Source organism: Mycobacterium sp. (assembly GCF_032162605.1).
Classification (GTDB): domain Bacteria; phylum Actinomycetota; class Actinomycetes; order Mycobacteriales; family Mycobacteriaceae; genus Mycobacterium.
Genome location: NZ_JAVROT010000570.1, coordinates 1 through 8,905, shown reverse-complemented (window position 1 = coordinate 8,905; position 8,905 = coordinate 1). Strand labels below are relative to the sequence as shown.

The window sequence follows — 8,905 nt, the reverse complement described above, 5'->3', positions numbered from 1 at the left end:
CGGGGCGCTCGGCGCGGGCGCGCGACCGGTGGTCCAGGACCCGACGTTCGGAGTGCGGCTCCTCAATCTTCCCTCCCGCATCCAGACCGTGTCGCTGACGATGACCACCACGGGGGCCGTCATGATGGCGCTCGCGTGGTTGATGCTGGGGCGATTCGCGCTGGGCAGCCGCCGCATGTCCCGGAGCCAGTTGGACCGCACCTTGCTCCTGTGGGCGCTGCCGCTGCTCATCGCGCCGCCGATGTACAGCAAGGACGTCTATTCCTACCTCGCGCAGAGTCAGATCGCCCGCCTCGGGCTCGATCCGTATCGGGTGGGGCCGGCGCCCGGGCTCGGACTCGACCACGTCTTCACGCTTTCGGTACCAAGTCTCTGGCGCGAGACACCGGCTCCGTACGGCCCACTGTTCCTGTGGATCGGCCGCGGCATCTCCGAACTCACCGGTGACAACATCGTTGCGGCGGTGCTTTGTCACCGCATCGTGGTCCTGGCTGGTGTGGGGCTGATCGTCTGGGCCACTCCACGTTTGGCTCGTCGATGCGGTGTCGCCGAGGTCAGTGCACTGTGGCTGGGTCCCTGCAACCCACTCCTCTTCATGCATCTGGTCGCGGGCATCCACAACGAAGCGCCGATGCTCGGTCTGATGCTGGCGGGCACCGAGTTCGCGCTCCGTGCCGTCAGCCGAACCAGCGACGGCAGGTTGGCGGGCCCGCTCATACCGCGTCCCCTGCACTGGCCCCATGGGCGCGCGGACTGGGCGCGGTGGCTACCGCTGGGCATGCTGATCGCAGGCACCGTGCTGATCACGATGTCGTCTCAGGTGAAACTGCCGTCACTGCTGGCGTTGGGGTTCGTGGCGATGGCGCTGGCGTGTAAGTGGGGCGGCACGTTCCGCGCGTTCCTGCTCGCGGGCGGCTCGCTGACGGCGATCGCGGTCGTTGTGACGGCGTTCATCGGATGGGCCAGCGGGCTGGGCTTCGGGTGGCTGTTCACTCTTGGCACCGCCAACGTCGTGCGCTCGTGGATGTCGCCGCCGACACTGATCGCCCTCGGCACCGGCCAGGTGGGCATCCTGCTCGGACTGGGCGACCACACCACTGCGGTGCTCGGCCTGACCCGTGCCATCGGTGTGATCATCATCGCAATTCTCGTCACGTGGCTCCTGCTGGCCGTTCTACGGGGCCGACTGCATCCCGTGGGCGGTCTCGGCGTCGCGCTGGGCGCGACGGTGCTGCTGTTCCCGGTAGTGCAGCCCTGGTATCTGTTGTGGGCGATCATCCCGCTCGCGACGTGGGCGACGAGGCCGGGATTCCGCGGCACCACCATCGTGATGACGCTCATCGTCGGCATATTCGGACCTACGGCCAACGGCGACCGCTTCGCCCTGTTCCAGATCGTCGACGCCACCCTGGCGAGCGCGATCCTCATCGCGATCCTCATCGCGATCACCTACCGGCGTCTGCCGTGGCGTCCGCTGCCGGACTCGAGCGGAACCGTCGGGGCCGAGTCTCCACCCGGCTCCCCACCACCGATCACCAGACCCGACGCTTACGCTGACTCACCGTGACCTCCCGTTCCGGTGCAGTTGGCTCCTCGCGCGAGCGCTCCTCGGAAGTCCCAGTGCGGCTGCGCGGGGTGACGAAGAGGTACGGGTCCACTACGGCCGTCGACGGTCTCGACCTCGAGGTGCACGAGGCCGAGGTGCTGGCACTGCTCGGACCGAACGGCGCGGGCAAGACCACGACCGTCGAGATGTGCGAGGGGTTCATCAAGCCCGATTCGGGATCGATCGAGATCCTCGGGCTCGACCCCGTCGCCGACAATGCGCGGCTTCGCGAACGCATGGGCGTGATGCTTCAGGGCGGTGGCGGCTATCCGGCGGCGCGGGCCGGCGAGATGCTGGATCTCGTCGCCGCGTATTCGGCCAATCCGCTGGAGCCCAAGTGGCTCATGGAAACTCTGGGCCTCACCGAGGCCGCCAAGACCACCTATCGGCGCCTTTCCGGCGGACAGCAGCAACGTCTTGCGCTCGCGTGCGCGGTGGTGGGTCGACCGGAGCTGGTGTTCCTCGACGAGCCCACGGCGGGTATGGACGCCCACGCGCGCATCGTGGTGTGGGACCTGATCGACGGGTTGCGCCGCGACGGAGTCACGGTCGTCCTCACGACGCACCAACTGACCGAGGCCGAACAACTCGCCGATCACCTCGTGATCATCGATCACGGCGTTGCGGTCGCCACGGGCACGCCCGCCGAGCTCATGGGCAGGGGTGCCGAGAACCAGCTGCGGTTCTCGGCACCACCGAAACTCGATCTCTCGCTTCTGGTTTCAGCACTACCCGAGAACTATGCGTCCAGTGAGGTCGGTCCTGGGGAGTACCTCGTCGAAGGTGAGATCGACCCACAGGTGCTGGCCACCGTCACCGCCTGGTGCGCGCGAATCAACGTGCTGGCCACCGACATGCGCGTCGAACAGCGCAGCCTCGAGGACGTCTTCCTCGACATCACCGGGAGGGAACTCCGCTCGTGACGAATCGCTTCGCTCCAGGGACCTTCTCCCCCGATCCGCGACCGGCGACGGTGCCGAACATGCTGGCCGCGCAGTTCCGTCTCGAACTCAAGCTGCTGTTGCGCAACGGCGAGCAACTGCTGTTGACGATGTTCATCCCGATCACCCTGCTCGTCGGGTTGGTGCTGATGCCGTTGGGTGCGTTCGGTCCCAACCGCGCGGCGACCTTCGTGCCCGCGATCATGGCGCTCGCCGTGATCTCGACCGCCTTCACCGGGCAGGCCATCGCCGTGGCCTTCGATCGTAGATACGGCGCGTTGAAGCGTCTCGGCGCGACGGCGCTTCCGGTGTGGGGCATCATCACGGGCAAGTCCCTTGCGGTAGTCACCGTGGTGTTTCTGCAGTCGATCCTGTTGGGCGCCATCGGTTTCGCCCTGGGCTGGCGACCCGCGCTCGCAGGGCTGGCACTCGGCGCGCTGATCATCGCGCTCGGAACGGCGGGCTTCACGGCGTTGGGCCTGCTCCTCGGCGGCACCCTGCGTGCCGAGATCGTCCTCGCGGTGGCCAACCTGCTGTGGTTCGTGTTCGCGGGCCTCGGAGCGCTCACGGTCGAAGGCGATCGCGAGGGCGGGATGGTCTCGCACACCGTGCGCTTCGTGGCGAGGCTCACCCCGTCCGGCGCGCTGACCGAGGCGCTGACTCAGGCCTTGACATCGTCCGTGGACTGGTTCGGCGTTGCGGTCCTCGCCGCCTGGGGCGCAGTCGCGGCCCTATGTGCGCTGCGCTGGTTCCGCTTCACCTGACCGCCCCTACTACGGCTTGTAGTTATTGCTGCTCTACGATCGGGCGATGGCCGTCGGACGCTTCCTGTTGCGACTCGTCGACGTGCTGCCCCTGCCCAGCCTGCGAGTTCAGCGGATCATCGCCGCCGTGGTCATCCTGACTCAGGGCGGCATCGCCGTCACCGGGGCCATCGTCCGGGTCACGGCCTCTGGCCTGGGCTGCCCCACCTGGCCACAATGCTTCCCCGGCAGCTTCACCCCCGTAGCGGTGGCCGAGGTGCCGGTGATCCATCAGGCCGTCGAGTTCGGCAACCGGATGATCACCTTCCTGGTGGTACTGACCGCGGCCGCCGCGGTGCTGGCCGTGACACGGGCCCGTCGGCGCCGCGAAGTACTCGTCTACGCGTGGCTGATGCCCGCATCGACGGTGGTGCAAGCCGTGCTCGGCGGCATCACCGTGCTGACCGGGCTGCTGTGGTGGACGGTCGCGATCCATCTGCTGGTCTCCATGGCGATGGTCTGGCTCTCGGTGCAGCTGTTCGCCAAGATCGGAGAACCCGACGTGGGTGTCTCGACCTTGCTGGTACCGAATCCATTGCGCCATTTGACATTCCTCAGCGGTGTCGCGCTTTCGATCGTTCTCGTCACCGGCACCATGGTGACCGGCGCCGGCCCGCATGCCGGTGACAAGAGCATCGACGCGCCGGTGCCGAGACTGGGGTTGGACATCGTGACCCTGGTCTATCGGCACTCGTCGCTGGTGACCGCGTACGTGTCTCTGCTGATCGGGCTCGGCTTCGCCCTGCTCGCCGTGCACGCGCCGCGACCGGTGACTCTTCGCCTGGTCGCCCTGCTCGTGCTGGTCGCCCTGCAGGGCATGGTCGGGACTGTGCAGTTCTATACCGGCGTACCGCCAGTCCTGGTCGCCGTGCACGTCCTTGGCGCGGCCGCCTGTACGGCTGCGACGTCGGCGCTATGGGCGTCGATGCGACAACGGGCCGAGCCCGAGCCGATCCAGGGCTGACTCGACCCCGAGCGCGAACGTTCGCTGCCGGTCGGCGCGGGCCGGCTCGTCGAGCTGGCGCCAGCCCAGTGACGGTTCGACGAGTTCGAGTTCCAGTAGCCGCGGGTCGTCGGGACCGCCGATGACGTCGACGCGGGCGTACAGCAGTTCCGAGACGTCGACGTCCAGCTTCGCCGCCGCGACACCGAGTGCGGCGTGCCCGACGTCCCACAGTTCGAAGTCCGGCTCTGCGGGCTGCAGGGATTCCTCGGCGTAGGTCCCTGATTCGTCCATGGCCGCATGCTCACCGGGCGACGGCAGCAACGGGCCCTTGGTGAACGCGTGGGACTGTTCGCCGCCGAGGAACACCAGCGCCGTCTCGCCGGCGGCGATCCGCGGGTCATACGGCTGCACAAGAGCGGTCTGGTCATTCCCGTGCAGCGCCAGCGCATGCTTGCGCGCCAGTCCCGCGTCGGCGAACCGTTGGGCGCCCACCGATCCCGCTCCGACGGATGGCTTCACGACCACCTCTTCAGCGTGGCCGAGAGGGATGCGCACCTCGTCCCCCGGTGCGAAGAACCGGCTCGGCACGGTCGGCACACCCGCGTCCGAAAGATCCGCGAGGTACCGCTTGTCGATGTTCCACGCCAGCACACTCGGCGCGTTCAGAACGTTTGGGACACGGGTGGTCCAGGCAAGGAACTCGTCGACCCGCTCCGTGTAGTCCCAGGTCGCGCGCAGGATCACCAGATCGGCGTCGAGCGTCGCCGGGTCGTCCCACGCCAGCCAGTGGGCATGCAGACCCCTGGATCGCAACGCGGTAACCAGGCCGGCGTCGTCGCCGTCGCCGTCGACCAAGGCCCGGCAACCTGCGAGAACGACGTTGGGATGACGAACGTCGGGCCGCGCTAGCTTCACATTGGAATGATAGGTGTCATGTACGCGATCGAAGTATCAGAAACCGGCGGACCCGATGTCCTCACCTACGTCGAGAAGCCCAAGCCGGAACCTGGGTCCGGCCAGGTGCTCATCAAGGCCGATGCCATCGGCGTCAACTTCATCGACACCTACTTCCGATCGGGTCAGTACCCTCGCGAGCTGCCGTTCGTCGTTGGCACCGAGGTCTGCGGCACCGTCGAGGCGGTCGGTGACGACGTCGCGGCACTCAACGTCGGCGATCGGGTGGTCACAGCACAAGCGGTCGGCGCATACGCCGAATACAGCTTGGCACCAGCCGATTTCGTGGCCTACGTGCCCGACGCCGTGCCAGCCGAAGTCGCGGCCTCGGCTCTGCTGAAGGGGATGACTGCCCACTACCTACTCAAGTCGGTCTACCCGGCACAGCAGGGTGACACGGTGCTCGTCCATGCGGGCGCTGGCGGCGTCGGCCTGATCCTCACCCAATGGGCCACCAGCGTGGCGGTCAAGGTCATCACCACGGTCTCCACGCGCGCCAAGGCCGAACTGTCCCGGACGGCCGGCGCCGTCGAGGTGCTCGACTATCCGGACGACGCCGAGGAATTCGGGGCGAGGATCCGTGACCTCACCGGCGGCCGGGGGGTGTCCGCGGTGTACGACGGCGTCGGGGCGTCCACGTTCGACGCCAGCCTGGCCAGCCTCGCCGTGCGCGGCACGCTCGCCCTGTTCGGCGCGTCCAGCGGACCCGTTCCGCCGTTCGACCCCCAGCGCCTCAACAGTGGGGGATCGCTGTTCCTCACCCGACCCACGCTGGCGCACTACACCAGGACCGCCGACGAATTCTCCTGGCGTGCAGGGGAACTGCTCGACGCGATCGCGACGGAGACCATCAACGTCACGGTCAGCGAGCGCTATCCGCTGGCCGACGCGGCCAAGGCGCACACCGACCTGCAGGGGCGCAAGACCGTCGGCTCGGTCGTGTTGGTGCCCTGACTCGCAAGGCCGGCCGTCGGTGGCCGTCCTAATGTTGTCGGCGTGGCCGAGGACTTGATCGTGACGCGGACGTTCGTGGTGTCCGCGGCCGATTTGAGCGAGCGCTTCTCCCGGTCCTCCGGGCCAGGTGGGCAGGGCGTGAACACCGCGGACAGCCGGGTCGAACTGTCCTTCGACCTGGCCCGTTCGCGGTCGGTTCCGGAGTGGCTGCGCAGGAGGATGCTCTGCCGACTGCACGGTCGCCTGGCCGGAGGCGTTCTCACCGTGACGGCGAGTGAACACCGCGGACAACTCCAAAATCGCGCGGCCGCCCGCGAACGCATGGCCCGCCTGCTCCGCGCCGCGGCTGTCGCACCTCCACCGATGCGCAGGCCGACCAAGCCCACCAGGGGCTCGAAGGAACGCCGGATCGCGGACAAGAAGCGCCGAGGTCGAACGAAGGAGGGGCGCCGGGGCGGCTGGGACGCGACCTAACCCGTCACGGTCCCAGAAGAGTCGGCAGCGCCAGCGCGGAGTCGATGGCCAGCGCGCAGAACAGCACGGCCAAATAGTTGTTGGACTGCAGGAACAACCGCAGGGGCTTCACCGGCTCACCGCGCTTTACTCCCGAGTACAGCTGGTGGGCCATCGTCAGGAACCACGCTCCCGCGAGCAGAGCCACCCCCGCGTACAGCCAGCCGGTCGCCAGCGCCAGGGCGAGCGTCGTCAGCACGGTCAGCCACGTGTAGATCAGGATCTGCTTGGTGACCTGCCGCTCGGTGGCGACGACCGGCAGCATCGGCACGCCTGCCGCCTTGTAATCGTCCTTGTAGCGCATCGCCAGCGCCCAGGTGTGTGGCGGCGTCCAGAAGAAGATGATCGCGAACATCACCAACGCGGGCCAACCGATGGTGCCCGTGACGGCCGACCAGCCGATCATCACGGGCATGCAGCCCGCCGCCCCACCCCAGACGACGTTCTGCGAGGTGCGGCGTTTGAGCAGCAGCGTGTAGACGAACACGTAGAAGGCGATGGTCGCGACCGCCAGCAGACCCGACAGAAGATTGGTGGTCCACCACAGCCAGGCGAACGATCCAGCGCTGAGCACCAGTCCGAATACCAACGCGTGCCGGGTGGGCACCGCCGCGCGGGCCAGGGGCCGGCGTGCCGTCCGCTTCATCATCTTGTCGATGTCAGCGTCGGCGACGCAGTTCAGCGTGTTCGCACCCGCGGCGGCCAACATGCCGCCGAACAGGGTGTTGACGATTAGGAGAGGATGCACCGTGCCGCGGTCGGCCAGCAGCATGGCCGGAATCGTCGTGACGAGCAGAAGCTCGATCACACGCGGCTTGGTCAGCGCCAGATAGGCCAACAGCGTGGTACGGATTCGGCCAGGCGCCTGGCGGAAAAGACGGCGCTCGCGAATGCTCACGCAGTTGTTCTCCTCGTAATTTCGCGGCAGCACGCGGCTTCTACTACAGAGGATGGTAGACCGTGGAACTGTGCGTCGAACAATGCAGGGTCGCCGCACGTGAACGCCCAACCAACTTGAGTGACGCGGCCTGCGGCGATGAACTGATCCGCACTAGGGTATTCAGTGACAGCTTGCCGACCCGAGGAGCTTGCTCGTGACCACAGTGGAAGAGATTTCCGCCCTCACCCGCCCCAGCCACCCCGATGACTGGGCGGACGTCGACTCCGTCGCCGTCGACACGGTGCGAGTACTGGCGGCAGACGCCGTGCAGAAGGTCGGCAACGGCCATCCCGGCACCGCAATGAGCCTGGCGCCGTTGGCGTACACGCTCTTCCAGCGCCAGTTGACGCACGACCCATCGGATGTGCACTGGCTGGGCCGCGACCGCTTCGTACTGTCGTGCGGTCACAGCAGTCTGACGCTGTACATCCAGCTGTACCTGGGTGGATTCGGGCTCGAGCTGACCGACATCGAGTCGCTGCGGACGTGGAAGTCCAAGACGCCCGGGCACCCGGAGTTCCGCCACACCAGGGGCGTCGAGATCACCACCGGGCCGCTGGGCCAGGGCCTGGCCTCCGCAGTCGGCATGGCGATGGCGTCGCGCTACGAGCGTGGCCTGTTCGACCCCGATGCCGCACCCGGCACCAGCCCGTTCGACCACTTCATCTACGTGATCGCCTCCGACGGCGACATGGAAGAGGGGGTGACCAGCGAGGCCAGCTCACTGGCCGGGACGCAGCAACTCGGCAATCTGATCGTGTTCTACGACCACAACCAGATCTCGATCGAGCACGACACCAACATCGCGCTGTCCGAGGACGTGCCTGCCCGTTACCGCGCGTACGGCTGGCACGTGCAGGAGGTCGAGGGCGGCGAGAACGTCGTCGGCATCGAGGCGGCCATCGAGGCAGCCAAGGCCGTCACCGACAAGCCGTCGTTCATCTCGCTGCGCACCATCATCGGCTATCCCGCGCCCACCAAGATGAACACCGGCGGCGCGCATGGCTCGGCCCTCGGCGACGAGGAGGTAGCCGCCACCAAGAGAGTCCTCGGCTTCGACCCCGACAAGAAGTTCGAGGTCCGTGACGAGGTCATCGAGCACACCCGCAAGCTGGTCGACCGCGGCCGAGAAGCGCACGAGAAGTGGCAGCCGGAGTTCGATGCGTGGGCCGAGCGCGAGCCGGAACGCAAGAAGCTCCTCGACCGGCTGCTGGCCCAGGAGCTGCCGGACGGCTGGGATGCCGACAT

At 67.4% G+C, this 8,905-nt stretch carries 9 protein-coding genes; 7 read left to right on the top strand and 2 right to left on the bottom strand.

What is annotated here, in order from left to right; all coding sequences use genetic code 11:
* The 4 genes from mptB to QOI01_RS31675 all read left to right on the top strand — a co-directional run.
* Positions 1-1,567: polyprenol phosphomannose-dependent alpha 1,6 mannosyltransferase MptB (mptB, locus tag QOI01_RS31690; RefSeq protein WP_526387474.1), on the top strand; the 1,567-nt coding region annotated here is incomplete at its 5' end.
* A complete protein-coding gene (locus QOI01_RS31685) occupies positions 1,564-2,529 on the top strand; it encodes an ATP-binding cassette domain-containing protein (RefSeq protein ID WP_526387472.1) in 966 nt (321 codons plus the stop codon). The genes mptB and QOI01_RS31685, both read left to right, overlap by 4 nt.
* Positions 2,526-3,311 (top strand): ABC transporter permease, encoded by a 786-nt coding sequence (locus QOI01_RS31680; protein ID WP_526387470.1) that lies wholly within the window; start codon positions 2,526-2,528, stop codon positions 3,309-3,311. Before QOI01_RS31685 ends, QOI01_RS31680 begins: the two co-directional genes overlap by 4 nt.
* Positions 3,312-3,357: 46 nt before the next feature.
* Entirely contained in the window at positions 3,358-4,314 is a 957-nt protein-coding gene (locus QOI01_RS31675) for a COX15/CtaA family protein (protein ID WP_526387468.1), read from the top strand.
* Here QOI01_RS31675 and QOI01_RS31670 read toward each other — a convergent pair.
* On the bottom strand, positions 4,264-5,211 hold the full coding sequence (locus QOI01_RS31670) for an ATP-grasp domain-containing protein (protein WP_526387466.1): 948 nt from the start codon (positions 5,209-5,211) through the stop codon (positions 4,264-4,266). The two genes, QOI01_RS31675 and QOI01_RS31670, sit on opposite strands and share 51 nt — an antisense overlap.
* Before the next feature lie 18 nt (positions 5,212-5,229).
* Between QOI01_RS31670 and QOI01_RS31665 the strand changes: the two genes are divergently transcribed.
* Both QOI01_RS31665 and arfB read left to right on the top strand, forming a co-directional pair.
* The gene (locus QOI01_RS31665) at positions 5,230-6,204 is read left to right on the top strand and encodes a quinone oxidoreductase family protein (RefSeq protein ID WP_526387464.1); all 975 of its coding nucleotides are present in this window, start codon (positions 5,230-5,232) and stop codon (positions 6,202-6,204) included.
* A gap of 42 nt (positions 6,205-6,246) precedes the next feature.
* Positions 6,247-6,678: an alternative ribosome rescue aminoacyl-tRNA hydrolase ArfB gene (gene arfB, locus QOI01_RS31660; RefSeq protein ID WP_526387462.1), complete on the top strand. Its 432-nt coding sequence runs from the start codon at positions 6,247-6,249 to the stop codon at positions 6,676-6,678.
* A gap of 4 nt (positions 6,679-6,682) precedes the next feature.
* On the opposite strand, the gene QOI01_RS31655 is transcribed toward arfB, so the two are convergent.
* Positions 6,683-7,615: a heme o synthase gene (locus QOI01_RS31655; RefSeq protein WP_526387460.1), complete on the bottom strand. Its 933-nt coding sequence runs from the start codon at positions 7,613-7,615 to the stop codon at positions 6,683-6,685.
* Between the two features lie 196 nt (positions 7,616-7,811).
* On the opposite strand from QOI01_RS31655, the gene QOI01_RS31650 reads away from it, so the two are divergent.
* Positions 7,812-8,905, top strand: a 1,094-nt coding sequence (locus QOI01_RS31650; protein ID WP_526387458.1) for a thiamine pyrophosphate-binding protein, incomplete at its 3' end; no start/stop codon positions are given.

Bases quoted from the DNA above. Each gene is read 5' to 3' on its own strand.
- QOI01_RS31675 (WP_526387468.1), top strand. From the start codon at position 3,358: ATGGCCGTCGGACGCTTCCTGTTGCGACTCGTCGACGTGCTGCCCCTG.
- QOI01_RS31665 (WP_526387464.1), top strand. From the start codon at position 5,230: ATGTACGCGATCGAAGTATCAGAAACCGGCGGACCCGATGTCCTCACC.